Source organism: Clostridium sp. cel8 (assembly GCF_014050525.1).
Taxonomy (GTDB): Bacteria; Bacillota; Clostridia; order Clostridiales; family Clostridiaceae; genus Clostridium_B.
Genome location: NZ_JACGAG010000001.1, coordinates 379,906 through 402,785, shown reverse-complemented (window position 1 = coordinate 402,785; position 22,880 = coordinate 379,906). Strand labels below are relative to the sequence as shown.

General features: G+C 30.9%; 17 protein-coding genes. 14 read left to right on the top strand and 3 right to left on the bottom strand.

The annotated features are described in order from the left end of the window. Nucleotides 1-64 precede the first annotated feature (64 nt). On the top strand, nucleotides 65-2,683 hold the full coding sequence (locus tag H2684_RS01935) for a calcium-transporting P-type ATPase, PMR1-type (protein WP_182087657.1): 2,619 nt from the start codon (nucleotides 65-67) through the stop codon (nucleotides 2,681-2,683). A gap of 50 nt (nucleotides 2,684-2,733) precedes the next feature. Here the strand turns inward: H2684_RS01935 and H2684_RS01930 are convergent, their stop codons facing one another. The 3 genes from H2684_RS01930 to H2684_RS01920 form a co-directional block, all read right to left on the bottom strand. After that, nucleotides 2,734-3,615, bottom strand: a complete 882-nt coding sequence (locus H2684_RS01930) for a S1-like domain-containing RNA-binding protein (RefSeq protein WP_182087656.1) — start codon at nucleotides 3,613-3,615, stop codon at nucleotides 2,734-2,736. Between the two features lie 73 nt (nucleotides 3,616-3,688). Further along, nucleotides 3,689-4,801: a Ger(x)C family spore germination protein gene (locus H2684_RS01925; protein ID WP_182087655.1), complete on the bottom strand. Its 1,113-nt coding sequence runs from the start codon at nucleotides 4,799-4,801 to the stop codon at nucleotides 3,689-3,691. Further along, complete coding sequence (locus H2684_RS01920) at nucleotides 4,798-6,204, bottom strand: spore germination protein (RefSeq protein WP_182087654.1); 1,407 nt, start codon at nucleotides 6,202-6,204, stop codon at nucleotides 4,798-4,800. Before H2684_RS01920 ends, H2684_RS01925 begins: the two co-directional genes overlap by 4 nt. A 105-nt stretch (nucleotides 6,205-6,309) precedes the next feature. Here H2684_RS01920 and H2684_RS01915 point away from each other — a divergent pair, with 105 nt between their 5' ends. The 13 genes from H2684_RS01915 (at nucleotide 6,310) to H2684_RS01855 (ending at nucleotide 22,865) form a co-directional block, all read left to right on the top strand. After that, on the top strand, nucleotides 6,310-7,407 hold the full coding sequence (locus H2684_RS01915; RefSeq protein ID WP_182087653.1) for an endospore germination permease: 1,098 nt from the start codon (nucleotides 6,310-6,312) through the stop codon (nucleotides 7,405-7,407). Between the two features lie 141 nt (nucleotides 7,408-7,548). Then, a complete protein-coding gene (locus H2684_RS01910; protein WP_182087652.1) occupies nucleotides 7,549-9,141 on the top strand; it encodes a ClC family H(+)/Cl(-) exchange transporter in 1,593 nt (530 codons plus the stop codon). An 89-nt stretch (nucleotides 9,142-9,230) separates the two neighbouring features. Beyond that, nucleotides 9,231-11,156, top strand: a complete 1,926-nt coding sequence (locus tag H2684_RS01905) for an NAD(+) synthase (protein WP_182087651.1) — start codon at nucleotides 9,231-9,233, stop codon at nucleotides 11,154-11,156. After that, complete coding sequence (locus tag H2684_RS01900) at nucleotides 11,135-11,605, top strand: NfeD family protein (protein WP_243159252.1); 471 nt, start codon at nucleotides 11,135-11,137, stop codon at nucleotides 11,603-11,605. Before H2684_RS01905 ends, H2684_RS01900 begins: the two co-directional genes overlap by 22 nt. Continuing rightward, a complete protein-coding gene (locus H2684_RS01895) occupies nucleotides 11,602-12,564 on the top strand; it encodes an SPFH domain-containing protein (protein WP_182087650.1) in 963 nt (320 codons plus the stop codon). The genes H2684_RS01900 and H2684_RS01895 overlap by 4 nt, the downstream gene beginning before the upstream one ends. 218 nt (nucleotides 12,565-12,782) lie before the next feature. Further along, nucleotides 12,783-13,232 carry a MarR family transcriptional regulator gene (locus tag H2684_RS01890; protein WP_182087649.1) on the top strand — a complete coding sequence of 150 codons (450 nt, stop codon included), beginning with the start codon at nucleotides 12,783-12,785 and terminating at the stop codon, nucleotides 13,230-13,232. A 7-nt stretch (nucleotides 13,233-13,239) separates the two neighbouring features. Beyond that, on the top strand, nucleotides 13,240-15,390 hold the full coding sequence (locus tag H2684_RS01885) for an ABC transporter ATP-binding protein (protein ID WP_182087648.1): 2,151 nt from the start codon (nucleotides 13,240-13,242) through the stop codon (nucleotides 15,388-15,390). Between the two features lie 35 nt (nucleotides 15,391-15,425). Then, nucleotides 15,426-17,222, top strand: a complete 1,797-nt coding sequence (locus H2684_RS01880; protein ID WP_243159260.1) for an ABC transporter ATP-binding protein — start codon at nucleotides 15,426-15,428, stop codon at nucleotides 17,220-17,222. Nucleotides 17,223-17,345: 123 nt separating this feature from the next. Further along, nucleotides 17,346-18,035, top strand: coding sequence for a response regulator transcription factor (locus H2684_RS01875; protein WP_182087646.1), 690 nt, complete (start codon nucleotides 17,346-17,348; stop codon nucleotides 18,033-18,035). A 1-nt stretch (nucleotide 18,036) separates the two neighbouring features. Next, a complete protein-coding gene (locus H2684_RS01870) occupies nucleotides 18,037-19,431 on the top strand; it encodes a HAMP domain-containing sensor histidine kinase (protein WP_243159251.1) in 1,395 nt (464 codons plus the stop codon). 32 nt (nucleotides 19,432-19,463) lie between these two features. Beyond that, complete coding sequence (locus H2684_RS01865; RefSeq protein WP_182087645.1) at nucleotides 19,464-20,891, top strand: hypothetical protein; 1,428 nt, start codon at nucleotides 19,464-19,466, stop codon at nucleotides 20,889-20,891. A gap of 285 nt (nucleotides 20,892-21,176) precedes the next feature. After that, on the top strand, nucleotides 21,177-22,403 hold the full coding sequence (locus H2684_RS01860) for an ammonium transporter (protein ID WP_182087644.1): 1,227 nt from the start codon (nucleotides 21,177-21,179) through the stop codon (nucleotides 22,401-22,403). Nucleotides 22,404-22,502: 99 nt separating this feature from the next. Then, the gene (locus tag H2684_RS01855; protein WP_182087643.1) at nucleotides 22,503-22,865 is read left to right on the top strand and encodes a P-II family nitrogen regulator; all 363 of its coding nucleotides are present in this window, start codon (nucleotides 22,503-22,505) and stop codon (nucleotides 22,863-22,865) included. Nucleotides 22,866-22,880: the final 15 nt, after the last annotated feature.

Below are 22,880 nucleotides of genomic sequence, written 5' to 3'. Positions count from 1 at the left end.
ATATGTATATTTTAATAAATTAAGTTCTCCAAGTGAAAATTATCAAATAAGGTAAGGTGATTATATGTGGTATAATAAGAGCTCTGAAGAAATACTTCAGCAATTTAAGTCCGACATTGACAATGGATTGTCACAAGAGGAAGCATCTAATAGACTTGACAAATTTGGTCCTAATAAATTGGCTGATAAGGAAAAGAAGTCTATATGGAAACTTTTATTTGAACAGATAAATGATCCTCTTATATATGTACTGTTAGCAGCGGCCATAGTTTCAGCAGTACTTAATGAGATAAGTGATTCAATAATTATAGCAGTTGTTATAATTGTAAATGCCGTAGTTGGACTAATGCAAGAATCTAAAGCTGAAAGAGCTCTTGAATTATTAAAGGAACTTTCAACACCAAAGGCTCTTGTAAAAAGAGATGGGAAAATTCAAGAAATATCTTCCGAAAATTTAGTTCAAGGAGATGTGGTGTTGCTTGATGCAGGTAGATATGTTCCCTGTGACATGAGAATAGTTGAAGCTGTTAGTTTAAAAATAGAAGAATCAGCTTTAACTGGAGAATCGGTACCTTCAGACAAATCTGCAGAGGTTATATCTGAAAATGAAAATATAGCACTTGGGGATCAGAGAAATATGGCATTCATGTCCACTCTTGTAACTCATGGAAGGGCAACAGGAATTGTTGTAGGAACAGGAATGAATACTGAAATAGGTAAAATAGCCAAAATGCTTGATGATGGTGAAAAAAATTTAACACCTCTACAAAAAAAACTTGCAAAACTTGGGAAAGTTCTAGGTGCTATGGCTTTAAGTATATGTGCTCTCATATTTGTAATTGGGCTTATTCAAGGAAGAGATCTATTTGAAATGTTCTTTACTGCAATAAGTTTAGCTGTAGCTGCAATACCTGAAGGGCTTCCAGCTATAGTTACAATAGTACTTGCACTTGGTGTACAGAGGATGATAAAGGAAAATGCAATAATTAGAAAACTTCCTGCAGTAGAAACTTTAGGTGCTGTAAATATAATATGTTCAGATAAAACTGGAACACTTACTCAAAATAAAATGACTGTAACAAAATTTTATGCAAATAATAAGCTGCTTGATATATCAGAATTAAATATAGAAAATTATGAAGAAAAAATTCTTGTAGATAATATGATACTTTGTAATGATGCCACTTATTCTAAAGATTCTAAGACAGGTGATCCAACTGAAATTGCACTTTTAGAGATTGGAGATAAACTTGGAATATCAAAACAGAAAGCTGAAAATATGCACAAAAGGATAGAGGAGATACCTTTTGATTCTGATAGAAAGCTTATGACAACTGTAAATAAGTATGGAGAAAAATTTCGTGTAATTACAAAAGGTGCTGTAGATAATTTAATCAAAATTTGCACTAAAGTAGTGATAAATGGAAATATAATACCAATGAATGATGAGATAAGGTCAAATATACTTTCTGCATCAAATGAAATGTCTGATGATGCACTTAGAGTTCTTGCAACAGCTTTTAAGGATATAGACAGTGATAAAGATTTAAATGGTGAAAAAAATTTACTGGAAAGCGACTTAATATTTGTAGGACTATATGGAATGATAGATCCTCCAAGAGAAAATGTAAAGAAGTCAATTGAAGAATGTAAATCTTCTGGCATAAGAACTGTTATGATTACAGGCGATCATAAAAATACTGCTTTTGCAATAGCAAAGGAGCTTGGCATAGCAGATGATGAATCTCAAGCAGTATTAGGTGCAGAACTGGACACTATGACAGAAGAAGAGGTAAATGAAAGAATAGACAATTTGAGAGTATTTGCAAGAGTATCTCCAGAACACAAGGTAAAGATAGTAAAAGCTTTGAAAAAAAGCGGCAATATAGTTTCAATGACAGGAGATGGAGTAAATGATGCACCTTCTTTAAAAGCAGCAGATATAGGTGTTGCTATGGGCATTACTGGAACAGACGTGGCAAAAGGTGCATCGGATATGATTTTAACTGACGATAATTTTTCAACTATTGTAGCTGCAGTAAAAGAGGGAAGAAATATCTACAATAATATAAAGAAGTCTGTGAATTTCCTGCTTTCTTGTAATATAGGTGAGATAATAGCACTTTTTATATCAATAGTTATTGGACTTCCTGTTATTTTAAGGCCAATACATCTTTTATGGATAAATCTTATAACAGATAGTTTGCCTGCATTAGCACTTGGAGTTGATCCTGGAGATCCAGATATTATGAAAGAAAAGCCAAGGGATCCAGAGGAAGGTTTCTTTTCGGGGAAAAATGGATTTTTCTTAGTCACAAATGGAATTGTAATAGGACTTACTGCACTTTGTGCTTTTTATATAGGAATGAAGAGATATCCTACATCTCTTATGCATGCTCAGACTATGACCTTTGTGGTTTTAAGTGTATCCCAATTGTTTTACACACTTAGTATAAGACATCACAAAAAATCAATATTAAGTATGGGCATTTTTACTAACAAGTATTTAATAGGAGCAATAATAATTGGAATTCTTCTTCAAAATATAGTAATTACTGCACCTATTTTGTCATCTCTTTTTAAGGTATACAGACTTACATTGCAAGATTGGATATTTGTAACTATGTTGTCACTTGTACCACTTGTTTTAAATGAGATATTTAAGATCTTTAGAAAAGAGTAGTAGTTTAAAAATCCCGGAATAGATGTCTATTTCGGGATTTTATATTTAAGCTATTTAGGTTGTTTTATCAATCTTGTACCTGATTTATCTTGGGTTATAATCTTCTTTTTCATAAGACCGCCTAGTGCATTTTTGAAATAGTTTTTGCTTTCATGGAATACACTTCGTATTTCTTCAGGAGAGCTTTTATCGTTGTATTTCATAAATCCATTGTGGTCTTTTAAGTATTTAACAATTGTATCTTCAAGGGAGATCCTCTCTTTTGCTGGTCTTTGTCTTGGAGTAAGTACAAGCTTACCATCTTCGTAGAATTTTTTTATTCTAAGCTTAATTTTCTGTCCTGGTACTATATCAAAAAAGTACTCATTTTTAAGAATTATGCCTCTGTATTTGTTGTCTATAGCTACCATAACTGTACCATTTGTCTGAAATCCATATACTATTCCTAGAACTTCATCTCCAATTCTATATTTGTTTTCAATTAGTTTTTCTTTTTCATTTATATCTATGTTTTTAAGATGTTTGTCAATATTTGTTGTAGCAGCTAATCTATTGGTTTTATCAACATATATGTAGAAAAGATAGTGTGCCTCTGGAATTAATTTATACTTTTGTTCTGCCATAGGTACAAATACATCTCTTTCAAGACCTATATCTATGAAACTTCCAAAACTTGCGTTGGAAACTACTTTTAAATAAGCTATATCACCTACTGTGGCAAGTGGAGTTTTCATAGTTGCAATCATTCTGTCCTTTGAATCCCTGTATATAAAACATGTAATTTCATCTCCAATTTTAATTTCAGGATTTATCACACTTCCATTTGGAAGAAGTATGTCATCATCTGTATTTCCTGTGCCTGCATCTAGATAAAAGCCAAAATCAGCTTTTCTAACTATCTTTAAATTATTGAATTTACCTATTTTTATCAATTATATTTCTCCTTTTTTATAGTTTTTGCATTTTCTATAAATTAATTATATAACAACTAGACTATATAATATACTATTTTCTAAAGTTAAGTTTATTAGATGACCCAGATACCTCTACATTTACCTCTAAATCAAGATAACTTTTTTCAAGAGGATTAGAAACATTTGCCCTTGGATATTTTCTATAAAAGTTGTCATTTATCTTAAATATATCAAGATTTTTTCCTTTATATTTATTGAAAATTTCATAACAACTTTCTCTAATGTTATCTTCAGCTGCTTTCTTAATTTTATCTATAGTGATAGTGTTTAGATTTATTCGATTCTGTGCTTCTGCTACAGATACAGAGGTATTTATTGTCTTTTTTATTTTTATGTCCTTACCATTATAGTATATATTTGTATTAGTTCTATTTTTTACTATTTCAAGAGATAGAAATTTTTCTGTGGAATCTGGATTTGTTACTTCTAAAGATCCACTTTTTACGTTATCTATGAAAAAATTATATCCCAATCCTTCACGATTATCCAGTATATCTACCATTTTAAAGTCCTTTATTATAGCTCCATTACTCAATTCTATTTTTGCTTCTGGACTATCTTTTTTCAATTGTACCATGGAGATTATAGAAGTACCACTAGGCGAATATATTGAATTTAGGAAGTCATTTAATGTAGTTATTATAGCTCTAGAAGATGGAGATACATTACGTGTTAGGTTGTATATATACATTCCTATAAATTCCTGCTCGTTAAAACTAGTATTTATAAATTTCTCTGGATCTCCTTTTAATACAGCTAGATAACTTCTAATTATAAATTCTTTATCCCTGTCTAAAAAATCAATAAAGTCAGCCATATTTTTTTCCGCAGCTTTTTCAGTAAGAAGTATTACCCTTGTATTTGTATAGTTTATCTTATAGCTTGAAGACATAGCTATATCTCTTAAAGTTTCAAATAAAGTTTTTTTAGATCCTTTAAATAAAACCCTTTGGTTTTGGCCACCATTTGAACTCACATTTCTATCAGATTTAAAACCTTCTACATAAACTACTGGATTTCCAACTTCATTTACATCAACTATAACAGCAGTTGCAAATATTACTTTGTCTATATCATGATAGTTGAAACATCCACTTAAAAGGCAAGAAGATAGTATGAGAAAAGAACAAAGAATTCGTTTCATTTTTTATCATCCTTCTCTAAATTATTTTTAGAGATCTTATTCAAGTTAGATCTGTAGAATATATCTTTGTATCCAAGATTTTTGCCTGTTCCAAATGGCCATATAAATGGATAACCGCAGCTGTCAATTGAAGCTATATTTGATAACATGGTGTATATTCCCATAAAAAAACCAATTATACCCATGAGAGAAGACATTATAAATGTTATTATGCTCCATACTATAAGAGTAGAATATAGATTTGGAATCAAAAATGAACATATTGATGTAAGTGCAATTATTATTATTGTAGATTGTGATGCAAGACCAGCACTTACTGCTGACTGTCCAAGAATTAGTGCTCCAACTATACTCATTGACTGTCCTATAGGTCGAGGTAGACGTATTCCAGCTTCTCTTAAAAGTAAAAAGAAAAATAGCATAAGCATTACTTCAAGTGTTGTAGGCATTGGTACATAAGCTCTTGAAGATGTAAGCCTGAGTATAAATTCAATGGGAACAAAAGAAAAATGGTAAGTTGTAAGTGCTATATAAAGTCCAGGAAGAAAAGAAGATATTCCAAAGGCAAGTAACCTTACTACTCTCAATATGTTTGCATAGACCTTGTTTAAATAGTAGTCGTCAGGAGCTTGGAAGTTTTCTATGAAAAAGTAAGGTGCAGTTGAACAAAATGGAGATCCATCTACAAGTATTGCAACTCTTCCTTGAAAAATTCTAGATGCTACAATGTCAGCTTTTTCACTGTAGTTTAGAGTACTAAAAGTAGTTGTTTTTGAAGTAATTTTTAATTCTTCTTCTACATAATTTGTACCTAGTATGAAGTTTGTATTCATATCATTTATTGTGTTTTTCAATCTTTTTACGAGATCTTTAGGGGCTTTGTTTTCCATGTAAATAAGAGCTGTAGTTGTATTTGAATCACTACCTACTGTAAAATATTCAACTTTTAAAGATGGAGATTTTATTCTCCTTCTTATAAGGGAAATATTGTCCATAATTGACTCGTTAAATCCCTCTCTTGGACCCTTTATTGAAGCCTCTGTTATGGGCATCTCTATACCTCTTTTTGAAAATCCCTTTGCTTCACAAAATATTACATTTTGCATATTTTCAAATATTATAACTACATCTCCGGATAGAATATGAAATACAGCATCATCTTTTGACTTTGCATTGCCTAGAGAATTTCCATAAAGTACTTTTTCTTTTATTGTATTTGAATTTATTGTTTTACTACTCATATTTGTAAGAGGAGCTATAATGTACTGACTTATAAACTTTGAATCACATAAATTGTCAATGAATAGAATGTATATATTTCCAGATACTGATTTTATAACTCTCTTTTTAAAATCTGAATTTCCCTGTAATTTATTATCAATATAATCTAAATAATCATTCATAAATAATCACCCAAGTATATTGTCTGTATTTAATATGGATAACATTCATTTTTTAGTAAATAATATTATTGTAAATATTACATATCATTGGAATGGAGAAATTTTATGGGTAAATTCAGTTTTGGACATATATTTTTTTTAATATGTGCAGTAAGTATAGCATCTCTTAAAACATATCCTCAATTATTTATGGCTCTGTCAGGTAGAGATAGTTGGATATGTTCTATAATAGCATTTGCAATAATAGTTATATATTTTGATTACATAATACAGATTTATATTAAAAATGATTATTGTAGTATAGGTCAAATATTTGAAACTGCATTTGGAAAATATCTAGGTAAGTTTTTTTTATCTATTTTTACATTTGAAGTTATAGTATCACTTATTGAATCTATGTCAGTAGAGTCAAATGTTATACATACCAATTTCTTTTTGGAGAGTCCTGTATGGTATGTAGCTCTTTTTGTAGTTATTCCTGGATTTTATGTTGTGAAAAATGGAGCCTACTCTATTATGGTTGTATTAATGGGAAGTATGGCAATGTCAACAATTAATGGGATAAACCTTGCTATGCTTACAGCACCATTTAAAGATTATAGAAGGTTGTTTCCAGTATTTGAAAATGGTCTATATGCAAATTTTTTTATATCTATAGTAAAGATAATAGGTATGTACTCATCTATTGCAATAGTAATTCCATGTTTATCTAAATTGAATAAGAATAAAAATGCAAGAAAGTATGCACTAATTTCAAATTTGTTCATAGCACAAATGATTCTTATATCTACAATTGGACTGCTTGCCACATTTGATGTAAAGAGGGGAAATAACATTATATATCCAAAACTTATACAGACACAGCTCATATCATTTTTTGGATTTATTGCAGATGGTGAATTTTATGTAATTTTTCAGCTAATATCCTCTTGGTTTGCAAAGTATGTAACAGCATTTTTTGCAGTTATTATTTTATTTAAGGAATTAAATTTGAATGAAAAATTTTTAAATAAAAAAACTGAAGCTGTATTGAGTATTATAATTTATGTAATATCTTGCTTTGTAGGAAGGGAAGTTATCTACCTTTTTAAGATACTAGATATATATATATACATGAATGTAGTAGTATTTTTTATATTGCCAATTGTTACATTTACTTTATTTAACATTAAAAATAAGAAAAATATAAATACTTTGCAATAAAAATTATCTAAAAAGTTTTTCTCCTATCAACATTGGATTGTTGAGAATAGTCACAAATTGATATAAAATAAAGTATAGTGCTTTAATTTCCTGTTTATCGGGTTTACATATACATAAAAAACAGACATAAAATTGGGAGGAATGTTGGTGAAGAATATATCTAAAAAGAGTAACGATGACATTATAGTCAGTTGGTATGGATCTAAATTTAATCTCATAGTAGAGAGTATAATTGTAGGAGTATTAACTGGCTTTGTAGTAGTAGCATTTAGATCTTTAATAGGGCTACTTGGAGGTAAAGTACTTAATATCTATAAAGTTGCTTTACTAAAATGGTGGATTATACCTATAATGGTAGTTGCTTTTATAATTTTAGGATGCATCATTGGTATTATGAGCAAAAATCATCCAATGATAGGTGGAAGTGGAATTCCACAAGTTGAAGGAGTAATTTTAAGCAAGTTAAAGATGAACTGGCTTAAGGTAGTTGTTGAAAAATTTGTTGGTGGAGTTCTTGCAATAGGAGCAGGACTTTCCCTTGGAAGAGAGGGGCCTTCTGTACAACTTGGTGCTGCTATAGGACAAGGGGTTAGTAGACTTTTTAAAGGAGTTAATATAGAAGAGAAACACTTAATTACAAGTGGAGCGAGTGCTGGACTTGCAGCTGCATTTAATGCACCACTTGCTGGTACTATATTTGCACTTGAAGAAGTGCATAAAAACTTTTCCCCTTTAATTCTTGCTACATCATTTTTATCCGCACTTTCAGCGGATTTTATAACAAGTGAACTTTTAGGGGCACAACCTATATTTAATTTCAGTCATATATATTCAATTCCATTAAGGTATTATTTTTATATAGTATTATTTGGTATTATAATAGGCGTTACAGGTGCAGCTTTTAATATAGTACTTTTAAAAACTCAAGACTTATATGGAAAACAGAAGATTATCCCTCAAAAGTATAAGGCAGTAGTGCCTCTTCTTGTATCAATAGTATTTGGGCTGTTCTTACCACAAGTACTTGGAGGAGGAAATAGTCTTATATTAGATCTTAGTAATGTGCATTTTACAATGACACTTATTTTCATTATGCTTATATGTAAATTCTTTTTTACAATGATATGTTACGGTTCTGGAGTTCCAGGTGGAATATTTCTACCACTTCTTACAATAGGAGCTTTAATAGGAAGTTTTTACGGACAGTTTTTTACTCTTTTTTTGCATGTAAATAGTTACTATGTAAATAATTTCATAATTATGGGAATGACAGGTTACTTTACAGCTGTTGTAAGATCTCCAATTACTGGTATAATACTAATTACAGAAATGACAGGATCATTTAATCATTTTCTTTCTCTAAGTATTGTATCAATAATTGCATATTTAGTTGCAGATAAATTGGGTACAGGACCAATTTACGAGTCACTTCTTGACAAGTTCCTTATAAACAATGCAGGTATGGAAATTCGTCAAAATGAACAAGATGAAAAGACTATAATTCAAGTTCCAGTTTGTTTAGGATCATATCTTGATGGAAAAGTACTGAAGGAAATAGATTGGCCATGTTATTGTTTGATTGTAGAGATAAAGAGAGGATGTCATAAGATAATACCAAATGGAGAAACAATTATATATGCAGGAGATTACTTAACTGTGCTTACAGATGAGAGTACTGCAGGTCGGTTAAATGATTTATTAAATGAAATGTCACAAAGTCAGAGAAAAATTTAGATTTTAATTTATAATATTTAATATACTATTATAATAATTTTATATAATTATGTATAAATTAAATAAAAGGAATACTTAGGAGGAATTTTATGCGCTCAATGGGGTTTATTAGGGTAGCAGCTGCATGCCCAGTAACTGATGTTGGAAATATAAATTTTAATTTAGAAAATATAAAAAAGTGTATAGATGAGGCAGTATCTAAACATGCAAAGCTTGTGGTTTTTCCAGAACTTTGTGTAACTTCATACACTTGTGGAGATCTTTTTCTTCAAAGAATACTTATTGAAAAATCAACTATGGCAGTAGAGGAAATATGTAAGTATTCTATGAAAAAAGATATACTTATTGCACTAGGTGCACCTCTACAATATAATAATTGTATGTATAATTGTGCCTATATAATATTCGAAGGAAATGTTCTTGGAATAGTTCCAAAGAGCTACATACCAAATTATGAAGAATTCTATGAGAAAAGATGGTTTACTCCAGGATTTAATTTAATTGATGAAAGTGTTGATCTGTATTTTCAAAAGAATATACCATTTGGAGTAAATATTATTTTTTCCTGTGAAGAGTTTAAATTTGGATTTGAAATTTGCGAAGATCTTTGGAATGTAGTTCCTCCAAGTAGTTACCTTGCTTTAAAAGGTGCAAATATCATAGGAAATTTGTCTGCTTCAAATGACATTGTAAGTAAATCAAACTATAGAAAAGGACTTGTAAATTCCCAAAGTGCAAGGAGCATTTGCTCTTATGTGTATTCCTCCTCTGGTGTCTTTGAATCTTCTACAGATATAGTGTTTGGTGGAGATCTCATTATATCTGAAAATGGAAATATACTTAAAAATAACAATAGATTTCAGAGAGAAAATGAAGTTATAACATCTATTGTAGACGTTGAAAAGTTAAATACCCAAAGATTAAAAAATATAAGTTTCAGAGATGCTGGAAGTATTGTTCCATGGAAAGGGTTAAATGTTGAGTTCCAATTTAAAGACATGAACTTTGGAGATTACGATAGAGAAGTTTTAAAATATCCATTTGTGCCATCTGATAAAAGCCAAATGGAAGAAAGATGCAGAGAAATATTTAATATACAGTCTTCTGCTTTTGGAAAAAGAGTAAAACATACAGGACTTAACAAAGCGGTTATAGGAATTTCTGGAGGACTTGATTCTACACTTGCACTTTTAGTTGCAGTAAAGACTTTTGATATGCTAAATATACCACGAAAAAATATTATAACTATAACTCTCCCTGGATTTGGAACAACAGATAGAACTTACAATAATGCAGTTAACTTGTGCAAAAATTTGAACACTGAGTTTAGGGAAATAAATATAGTTGATGCCTGTCTTCAACATTTTAAAGACATAGGACATGACAGAGCTATTCACGATGTAACCTATGAAAATGTTCAGGCAAGAGAAAGAACACAGATATTGATGGATATTGCAAACAAAGAGGGTGGACTTGTAGTTGGTACTGGAGATCTCTCGGAGCTTGCTCTTGGATGGGCAACATATAATGGAGATCACATGTCAATGTATGGTGTAAATTGCTCAGTACCAAAAACACTTGTAAGGTATCTTGTAGGATATGTAGCGCAAAATGAGGTATCAGAGGAGATATCACATATTTTAATAGATATACTTGAAACTCCTGTAAGTCCTGAACTCCTTCCAAAAGACAGTAGCGGAAAAATATCACAAAAGACAGAGGATATAGTAGGTCCTTATGAGCTCCATGACTTTTTTCTCTACTATTTTATAAGAAATAATTTTGAACCTAAAAAAATATTATTTTTAGCAAATATCGCCTTTTCTGATTCTTATGACAAAGATACTATAAAAAAATGGCTTAAGATATTTATAAGAAGATTTTTTACTCAGCAGTTTAAAAGATCAGCTATTCCAGATGGACCAAAAGTGGGAACAGTAAGTCTATCTCCCCGTGGAGATTGGAGAATGCCATCGGATGCCAATTTGAAATTATGGCTTCAAGATTTGGAGTAAAGGAAGTGAGTATTATGTTTAGTTTCATTTTTTGGATTTTAATTGGAGTTGCAGCATTGGTTGTGGATATACTTACAAGTGCTTTTTTGTTTGTATGGTTTACTATAGGAGCTATTTGTGCAATTATTGCAAATTCACTTGGATATTCACAAATAGTTCAATTTACAGTATTTTTAGTTGTAAGTATACTACTTATAGCTATTTGTTATCCTATTATAAGGAAGAATATGAAAAAAGGTGTTCATCCTACAGCACTTAGAGAAAAAACTTATATAGGTAAAAAATTAATTGTAGATGAAGAAATGGAAAAAAATAATGCGGTAAAGTTAGACGGAGTACTGTGGAATATTGAAAATAATGACATAATACTTAAAAAAGGTGACATAATAAAAATAGTTGGAATGAAGGGAACGAAGGTATTAATAAAAAAGGGAGATGATGTTAAGTGATAAAAGGTATTATTTTGCTTGTAATTCTTGTGCTTATACTTGTAGCAATTGCTTCCTCTATAAAGATAGTAAATACTGGATATGTAAGTATAGTTGAAAGGTTTGGACAGTATCAGAAAATACTTCAACCAGGGTGGCACTTTATAATTCCATTTGTTGATTTTGTAAGAAGAAAGGTATCTACTAAACAGCAAATTTTGGATATTGAGCCACAGGCAGTTATAACAAAGGACAATGTAAAGATATCAATAGATAATGTTATATTTTACAAGATATTGAATCCTAAAGATGCAGTATATAATATAGAGGATTATAAAGCAGGTATAGTTTTTTCAACAATAACGAATATGAGAAACATAGTAGGAGATATGACACTTGATGAGGTATTGTCAGGAAGAGATAAGATAAACGGCGAGCTTTTAAAAGTTGTAGATGATATAACTGATGCCTATGGTATAAAAATACTTTCTGTTGAAATAAAAAATATAATTCCACCAGCTGAAATACAACAGGCAATGGAAAAACAAATGAGAGCTGAAAGAGATAAAAGAGCAGTAATACTTCAGGCAGAAGGTCAAAAGCAAAGTGAAATAGCAAGGGCAGAAGGTGAAAAACAGGCAAAAATACTTCAAGCAGAAGCTGAAAAGGAAGCCAATATAAGAAGAGCTGAAGGATTGAGAGAGTCACAGCTTTTAGAGGCAGAAGGTAAGGCGCATGCCATAGAAGAAGTAGCTAAAGCACAGGGAAAAGCTATTGAACTTATAAATAAAGCTATAATAGAATCCGGTACAGATGAAAGAGTAATAGCAATGAAACAGATAGATGCACTTAAGGAAATGGCAAATAATCCTGCAAACAAACTCATACTCCCAAATGAAGCAATATCTTCCCTTGGAAATATGGCAGCTATTGCAGATATGCTTAAAGGGAATCCTCAAGAAACAGTTATTAAAAAATAGAAATATTTTTATAGATAAGTCAACTTGTATAGTTGGCTTATTTTTTTTATTTATTTTTGTATGTACTCGTTTAAATGGGAAAAATAAATTTGACTATTTTTCTATAAAGATTTACAATATATTTCTCATACAAAATATATGTATACAAAATGTATGTATACGAAATATTTTAAATTTGTATTTAATGGGAAAATATCTTAAGAAAAGAGAGAGGAAATATGGATGATGTAAAAGAGGGAATAAGGCTTATAAAGATACTTAAGAGATTCATGAATGGTATCCATAAAAATATGGAAAAAAGTTTTAAAGATCTGAATTTAACTGTTCCACAGATGATGGTAGTTATGACACTTATAAGTCATGGAAAGATGAAAATCAGTGATTTAAGTAAGAAAATAAGTTTGTCAAATAGTACAGTATCCGGAATTGTAGATAGACTTGAAAAGCAAAATACAGTAGAAAGAATAAGAGGAAAAAAGGATAGAAGAGTGGTTTATGTAAATGTTACTCCGGAATTTAGAAAAATTATTAAAGAAAAACATGAACAAGTTGATACAATTGTTAAATCTATAGTTGATAGTGCAACTCCAGAGGAATTGGACACAGTTACTAAAGGATTGGATACTTTAGAGAAAATTATGGATAGAAAAAAATTAAGTGGGGAGTGAATGTGTAGTGGTGAAATTAATGAAATATCTTAAGCCATTTACTGTTTTATTAATAACGGCTGTAGTGTTGCTTTTTGTGCAGGCAATGTCTGATCTTGCACTTCCAGATTATATGTCTAACATAGTAAATATAGGAATACAGCAAGATGGTATTGAAAGCAGTGTTCCAGAAGCAGTAAGAAAAAGTAAAATGGATAAACTTACTGTATTTATGGATGAAGGTGATAGGGAAAATATTTTAGAAAATTATGAATTAGTAGATAAATCAAGCAAGGACTATGATGAATATCTAGAAAAATATCCAGCTTTAGAAAATACATCTGTGTATGTTCTAAAAGATATTGATCAAGATGAAATAGATAGCATGAACACTCCTATGGGAAAGGCATTTCTCGCAGTGTCTAGTATTGAAAAGATGAAATTAGAAATTCCAAACTCCCAGCTTCCTAAAATAAGCAGTGAAATAAATAAGAAATTCACTTCACTTGGAAAGGACATGGTAACACAAGCTGCAGCCTCATCTGTAAAGGAAGAATATGAAGCTCTTGGAATGGATACAGTTAAAATTCAAAGAGATTATATTATTCATACAGGTATAATTATGCTTTTAATTTCACTTATAGGTGCAGCAGCTACTATTTCAGTTGGACTTTTAGCTGCAAGGATTGCTGCAGGACTTTCCAAGAATTTGAGAAGAGATTTGTTTACCCATGTGGAAAATTTCTCAAGAAATGAATTTGACAAATTTTCTACTGCATCTTTAATAACTAGAACAACAAATGACATAACACAAATACAGCTAGTTGTCTTTCTTGCCATAAGAATGGTAATATATGCGCCTATACTTGGAATAGGAGGAATTATAAGAGCTGTAAACAAGAGCGTATCTATGTCATGGATAATTGTGCTGGCAGTTGTGGTGTTAATAGGATTAATTGGAGGAATATTTTTAGTCGCATTTCCAAAGTTTAAAATTATACAAAAACTTGTTGATAAATTGAACCTTATAACTAGAGAAAATTTATCTGGAATGATGGTAATAAGGGCATTTAACACTGAAAAATTTGAAGAAAAAAGATTTGACAGAGAAAATAAAAATTTAACAAAGACAAACTTATTTGTAAATCGTGTAATGTCTGCAATGTTTCCAGTAATGATGCTTGTAATGAATGGAATTACAATACTTGTAGTTTGGGTAGGAGCACACCAAATTGCCACTTCAAGTATGCAAGTTGGAGATATGATGGCATTTATGCAATATGCTATGCAGATTATATTTGCTTTTCTAATGATGTCCTTTATGTTTATTATGATACCAAGAGCATCTGTTTCAGCAAATAGAATAAATGAAGTTTTAAAAATAGAACCAGCAATTGTGGACTCAGATAGTCCTAAACATTTTGAAGAAGAAATAAAAGGGATAGTTAAGTTTGAAAATGTTTCATTTAAATATGAAGGTGCAGAAGAGTATGCGCTTAAAGATATAAATTTTCAAGCTCTACCAGGACAGACAACAGCATTTATTGGTTCTACAGGTTCAGGAAAGTCAACCCTTATAAATCTTCTGCCACGTTTTTATGACGTTACAGAGGGAAAAATAACAATTGACGGAATAGATATAAGAGATGTAACTCAGCATGAACTTAGAAATTTAATAGGTTATGTACCTCAAAAGGGACTGCTTTTTAAAGGAAGCATTGAATACAATCTTAAATATGCAAATGAAAATATTTCAAATGAGGATATGGAAAAGGCAGTCCGCATTGCACAAGCTAAGGAATTTATAGATGCAAAACCAGAAAAATTTCAAATGGAAATTTCCCAAGATGGGTCAAATGTATCAGGAGGACAAAAACAGAGGTTGTCTATTGCAAGGGCACTTGTGAAAAAGCCTAAGATATATGTGTTTGATGATAGTTTTTCAGCTCTTGACTTTAAAACTGACTCGGCACTTAGAAATGCACTTAAACCAGAAACAAAAGAAAGTACTGTACTTATAGTTGCTCAAAGAGTTTCAACAATTAAAAATGCAGAGCAGATAATAGTCTTAGATCAAGGAAGAATAGCTGGAAAAGGTACTCATTATGAACTTATGAAAAACTGCCAAGCTTATAGGGAAATTGCACTATCACAGTTGTCTAAGGAGGAATTAGCATGAGGGAGCAGAGAAAAGGTAGAAGCAGAGGACCACATATGGGTGGCATGGCACAGAGCACAGAAAAGGCAAATAACTTTAAAGGTACTATGAAAAAGCTTATTCATTCTCTAAGGGATTATAAACTATCTATGTTAGTTGTATTTGTATTTGCTATAGTAAGCACTATATTTTCAATAGTAGGTCCAAAAATCCTTGGAAAGGCAACTACTAAGTTATTTGAAGGAGTTATGGAAAAAATTGCAGGAACCGGCAGTATAGATTTTGACTATATAGGAAAAATAATTGTTACACTTGCAGTTTTGTATGTAATAAGTTCAATATTTTCATACTTACAGGGATGGATTATGTCTGGAGTATCTATGAAAGTAAGTTACAATTTTAGACGTGATATTTCTGAAAAGATAAACCGTATGCCTTTAGGATACTTTGACAAGACAAATCATGGAGAAGTATTGTCTCGTGTTACAAATGATGTAGATACATTGAGTCAGACACTTAATCAGAGTCTTGGTCAGATTATTACATCTGTAACAACTGTAATTGGTGTACTTATAATGATGTTTACTATAAGCTGGAAAATGACTCTTGTGGCACTTTGTATAATTCCAATATCAGCACTGCTCATATCAACAATTGTAAAGTATTCTCAAAAATATTTTAAACAGCAACAGGACTATCTTGGAAATTTGAATGGACATGTAGAGGAAATGTATGGTGGACACGTTGTGATGAAGGCTTTCAATGGTGAAGAGAGAAGTGTTAATACATTTAACAAGTTAAATGAAAGATTATTTTCATCTGCATGGAAATCACAGTTTTTATCAGGAATAATGATGCCAATGATGAAATTTGTAGGAAATCTTGGCTATGTTGGAATATGTATTCTTGGTGGATGGCTTGCAGCAAAAAAGGCTATAGAAGTAGGAGATATTCAGGCTTTTATCCAATATGTGAACTCATTTACTCAGCCAATTTCCCAGATAGCTAATATTTCAAATATACTTCAGCAAACTGCAGCTTCTGCAGAACGTATATTTGAATTTCTTGAAGAAGAAGAGGAATCTAAAGAAGCTGTTAATCCTGTAAGACCTGACAATATAAAAGGAAGCGTTGAATTTAAAAATGTACATTTTGGCTATGATCCTGAAAAAATAGTAATAAATGACTTTTCAGCTAATATAAAACCTGGCCAAAGAGTTGCAATTGTAGGTCCAACTGGTGCAGGAAAGACAACTATGATAAAGCTTCTAATGAGATTTTATGATATAAATAGCGGTAAGATTTCTATAGATGGTCATGATATAAGGGACTTTACAAGAAATGATTTAAGATCTATGTTTGGAATGGTGCTTCAAGACACATGGCTTTACAATGGAAGTATAATGGAGAACATAAGATATGGAAAGCTTGACGCATCAGATGAGGATGTAATTAAGGCTGCAAAAGCTGCTCATGTTGACAGTTTTGTTCACACTCTTCCAGATGGATACAATATGATTTTAAACGAAGAGTCATCAAATGTATCACAAGGACAGAAACAGCTTATAACTATTGCAAGAGCAATACTTGCAGATCCTAAAATACTTATATTTGACGAGGCTACAAGTTCTGTAGACACCCGTACAGAAGTTCAAATTCAAAAGGCAATGGATAATCTTATGAAAAATAGAACAAGTTTTATAATTGCACATAGACTGTCCACAATTCGTGATGCGGATTTAATACTAGTTATGGAAAATGGAGATATAGTTGAACAGGGAACTCACGAAGAACTTATAGAAAAAGGTGGAAGCTATGCAAACTTATATAACAGCCAATTTGAAGTTGCATAAAAAAATTTAATAGATTTAAAAAGGGATCAAAATACAGTTTAATTCTGGTTTTGATCCTTAATTTTAATATTATTTAGGCTGTGTTATAATTACAAAAGGACTGTCTATAGGGAGGTATTTTATATGAAAAAAGTTCTTATAGTTGAAGATGAAAGCTCCATTAGGGGTTTTCTTAAAATAAATTTCAAGAGAAATAATTTTACAGTAATTGAAGCTGAAACTGGTGAAATAGCTATAAAAAAAGCTAGAATAGAAAATCCTATAGTTACAATTTTGGATATAATGCTTCCAGGTATTGATGGATTTAAAACCTGTGAAATTCTTAGAAAAGAATTTCCACAAATGGGGATAATAATGCTTACTGCAAGGAGTCAAGATATGGACAAGATAATGGGGCTTGAGTTTGGAGCAGATGACTATATGATAAAGCCATTTAATCCACTTGAACTCATTGCAAGAGTGAATTCTCTTCTTAGAAGAATTGGAACAGATGAAAATAATAAAAAAGGTGAGATAATTGTTTCAGGACAGTATAAAATAGATACTATTGCTATGAAGGTGTACAGAGGAGATGAAGAGCTAGACCTTACTCCAAAGGAATACATGCTAATGAAGATTTTTATGAACAATAAGGGAAAGGCTCTCAGTCGAAATGAACTTTTAAACCTTGTATGGGGTTATGATTATGTTGGGGATACTAAAATTGTAGATGTAAACATAAGAAGACTTAGGGAGAAAATAGAGAAAGATTCCTCAAAACCAAAAGTTATTCAAACTGTTTGGGGTGTAGGTTATAGATGGAGAGAAGATTAAAATGACAAGTGGAATAAAGTGTAGAATGATAAGCAGTTATCTAATTATAATTATTACAACTGTATTTGTATTAGAAACATTTTTAATACTATCAATAAAAAGATATTATTACAAAAATATGGAAAACGTTGTTACAAATCAAATTAAGGTTTCTGTAGATTTTTACAACAGCTACCTATCTTCCTCAACTCTTGAGAAGAATATAAGGGACAATGCAGATATATTCTGGAAAAATACATCGGCAGAAGTGCAAGTAATAGATACATCTGGATATATGCTTATGGATTCTATAGGAAATTATATTCCGGGAAAAATTGAAGGAGAGGATATAGAGCAGGCACTTAAAGGAGATATAGGATCATATATATATGTTGACAAAAATACAAATGAAAAGCTTCTTTGTATATCAAGTCCTCTTAAATCAAAAGGAAAAATAGAGGGAGTTTTAAGATTTGTAACTTCCCTTTCACATGTGGATTATGTAATAGGGAAAATAGCAATTATGCTTATATTTATAGGATTTATTGTAATATTAATAGCTGGACTTATAAGTGTATCTATGTCAAATACAATAATAAAACCATTAAATGAAGTTACAGATATGGCAAGAAAAATGGCAAGAGGAAGGTTTAAGGAGAGGATAAGAAAGAAAAGAAATGATGAGATAGGAGAACTTCAAGATACACTTAACTTTATGGCTGATGAAATATTAAAAAATGATCAACTTAAAAACGAGTTTGTTGCATCAATATCCCATGAACTGAGAACTCCTCTAACTTCTATAAAAGGATGGGCTTCAACTATGAGGACAGGTGATCTTGAAGATAAAAAAGATATAATGGATGGTCTTGATATAATAGAAAAGGAAAGTGATAGGCTAACATCTATGGTAGAAGAACTTTTAGACTTTTCTAAATTCATATCTGGTAAAATTACTTTAAAGAGAGATTATGTAGATATTAAAAATACAATTCACTATATGAAGAAGCAAATGTCACTCCGTGCTGCACGTCAAAAGTTAAAATTCAATGTAAATGTAGATGATAATATACCACTTATGCTTTTAGATGAAAACAGAATAAAGCAACTTTTGACTAATTTACTTGATAATTCTTTTAAGTTTACTGAAGAGGGCGATACGGTAGAACTTACAGCAAAAGCTGTAGGAAATAATCTTATACTTATAGTTAAAGATAATGGTATTGGTATACCTGAGTCTGAACTTCCAAGAGTTACAGAAAAATTTTTTAAAGGTAAAAGTGATAAATCAAGTAATGGAATAGGACTTTCAATATGTAAAGAAATAGCAAATCTCCATGGTGGTAAGTTAAATATAAAAAGCAAGTATGGAGAAGGTACAGAAGTTCTAGTTTCTATACCCATAAGTAATGATTGATACTATTTGACTATTAGGAAAAGGTGGTTTTGTTGAAAAAGATAAATATTTTAGTAGTAGTACTTGTAGTAATACTTATAGCTGTGGTATATAGAAATATAAATTCTACAATCAATCCACACATAAGTCTTAGAAAGACTATAAATCTTCCTGTTAAAGGTACATGGGTTGCAAATAGATATGTCTTTATAGGTAAATCAAGTATATCAACTTCAGAAGCGAAAAAAATGATAAATAAAAAGGCAATATTTGATGGAGATTTAGTAAAAGTAAATGGATCTATTTGCAATAAGCCTACATTTAAAGTAAAAGTTGTAGACAGTGAAAGTTACTTTGAAAGCACTCTAAAAATTAAGCCTGAAAATATAGGTATAAAAGAAAAACAGGTAAAGGTAATTACAGTATCTTCTAATAATAATTTTTTTGACGATTTTATTCAGATAAATGATAATTTATTGATGAAATACAATGATGGATTGCTTCTTTTCTATGTAAAATATGGAAAGACATCTAATGAAATAGTATTAAACAACATAGATAAAAAACATTCTAGAATTCTACTGCCAAAGAGTCAGGTAGATATTACATCAAAATCAGGACTACTACTTGGACTTAAAACTAAGGACGAGTATAATGGAGGATATAGTTATAGAACTTTGTGGATAAGTTCTTATTATGGAAAGTCCCAGCCAATTCTTGAGAGAAATAATTTAATTGTGCCAAGGAAAAGTGGATTTTGGGAAGTGGGAGTAATTAAAAAGTATGAGGAAAGTGGGGAAAGGGATATAATCTGGGATTCCCCTATTATGATAAATAAATCTAATCTGCAAAATTATGCACCTGTAATCAGAGATGTAAAAGACACATATACTCAGATACTATTTGTTGGTACAGAATTTATATCCCTTGATAACCAAAAGCCAAAAGGATCTTATTTTAGCGTTCTTCCACTTGATAAGTTAAATGGTAAGAATGTTGAATTTTCAAGGATATTTATTCATGATGCATCAAATATATTGAATTCAAGTGCAAATAATTACTTAAGTAAGATAAATAAAAGAGAAAAAGATAGCAGTTTAAAAAATTTAAGTACTAATTGGGCAATAACTAGAAGAAGTGGAAGGTGGATACTTAGAGGGAGAATTGCATCTGGAGATTTTGATATAAGCTATCCTGCTCAAAATAAGATACTAACTTCTTATGATGATTTGTACCCATCTTTTGATGTAATTAAAAAAGCTATTCCAGATGCTGTAGATGCATATACATCACCTAATAGGGATTTTATAGTCGTTCTTACAGATAAAGAACTTATGATATACAGCTTAAATAGCAGGGGTATAGGAAGTTTGCAGCGAAAATTTTCCATAAAACAAGGTGAAAAAGCAGTAATGGCGCAATGGGCTACAGGAAATTACATAGATAGTTGGGGAAAATTATTTAAAAATAAGGCTAAATAATATAAAAGTATTATAGTATACTGGTATAAATTAATGATTTTATACCAGTATATTTTATTTTAGTCATATAATCTAGAATAAAATTCAGAAAATTAAATAAAAGTACTTATTTAAACATATTTCGATAATAAATTGATAATTTTATTGCATTACTATTGATAATTATGCTGAAAATTAGTATTATATAAATGAATTTTTTAAAGATGAAAATGTTTCAAACTTTAAAAAATCATTATTAATTTATCAATGGAGTTATTATAATAATTTTAAGGAGGATTTTTTACAATGGGAATAAGTGGAGTAGATACTACATTTGTAATTATGTGTACTATACTAGTAATGATAATGACCCCGGGTCTAGCACTTTTTTATTCAGGAATGGTTAGGGGAAAAAATAGTTTAAACAGTACCCTTCACAGTTATTCAGCACTAGCTATAGTTTCTATTCAATGGATACTTATAGGATATACATTGAGTTTTGGAAAAGATATTGGTGGATTCATAGGAAGTTTTAATTTTGCAGGACTTAAGGGTGTTGGATTTAGTGTAAATCCAGATTACTCAACAACAATACCACAACAGGTATTTATGGCTTTTCAGATGATGTTTGCAATAATAACCCCTGCACTTATATCAGGATCTATTGCAGAGAGAATGAAATTTTTACCTTGGGTAGCTTTTCTATTATTATGGACAACATTTGTCTACGATCCTATTGCTCATTGGGTATGGGGAGCAGGTGGATGGCTTAAAAATCTTGGAGCACTTGATTTTGCAGGTGGCGATGTAGTTCATATAAGTTCAGGAGTATCGGCACTTGTACTTGCAATTATGCTTGGAAAGAGAAAAAATATAGGGAAACCTAACAATCTCCCTATGACATGTCTTGGAGCTGCAATACTTTGGTTTGGTTGGTACGGTTTTAATGCAGGAAGTGCCCTTTCAGTAGATGGAGTTGCTGTAAATGCTTTTATAACTACAAATATAGCTGCAGCAGCTTCTGCTATAAGTTGGAGCGCTTGCGAGCTTTTCTTTAGAAAAAAAGTAACTTCTCTTGGAGTTGCAAGTGGTATAGTTGCAGGACTTGTATCAATAACACCAGGTTGTGGATTTGTAACCCCTCTTGCCTCTATTTTCATTGGACTTATAGGCGGAGTTATATGCTATACAATGGTTACATTTGCAAAGATAAAATTTGGATATGATGATGCTCTTGATGCTTTTGGATGTCACGGAGTAGGCGGAATTTGGGGCGGAATTGCAACAGGAATATTTGCATGGAAAGCTGTAAATTCTGGTGGAGCAAATGGATTAATACATGGAAATCCCAAATTGGTTTTAATTCAACTTATAGCTATTTTAGCCACTATAATTTATTCTGTTGTAGTTACATTTATAATAGTAAAAGTAATTAAATCCGTAACTGAAATAAGAGTAAATATAAGATCTGAAGAAACAGGACTTGATGTTACAGAACATGGTGAAGAAGCATATGGTGGATTAAATAGTTAAAATTTTGATGTAAAATAATTGACTATTTTAAATAAAATAGCATAAAATTATATTGTTGGAGGTATTTTAAATAGGGATATGTATTAAAAGGAGGAAAATATGGCTAATAAACTTACTAAGATAGATATTATAACTTCCCAAGGTAAATTTGAGGAACTAAAAAATGCTTTAGGAGATATTGGAATATCCGGAATGACAGTTACAAATGTTCTTGGATGCGGAATGCAAAAGGGTCATAAGGAATACTATCGTGGAGTTACTATGGACATTAATTTGCTTCCAAAGATAAAAGTAGAAGTTGTAGTTTGTGAAATACCTGTAGAAACTGTAGTTGAAACTGCAAAAAAAGTTCTTCATACAGGAGAAATGGGAGATGGAAAGATATTCGTATATGATGTGGAAAATGTAATACGCATAAGTACAGGAGATGAAGGCAAGGACGCACTTCAATACAAAAAATAGGTTAAATCTTACATT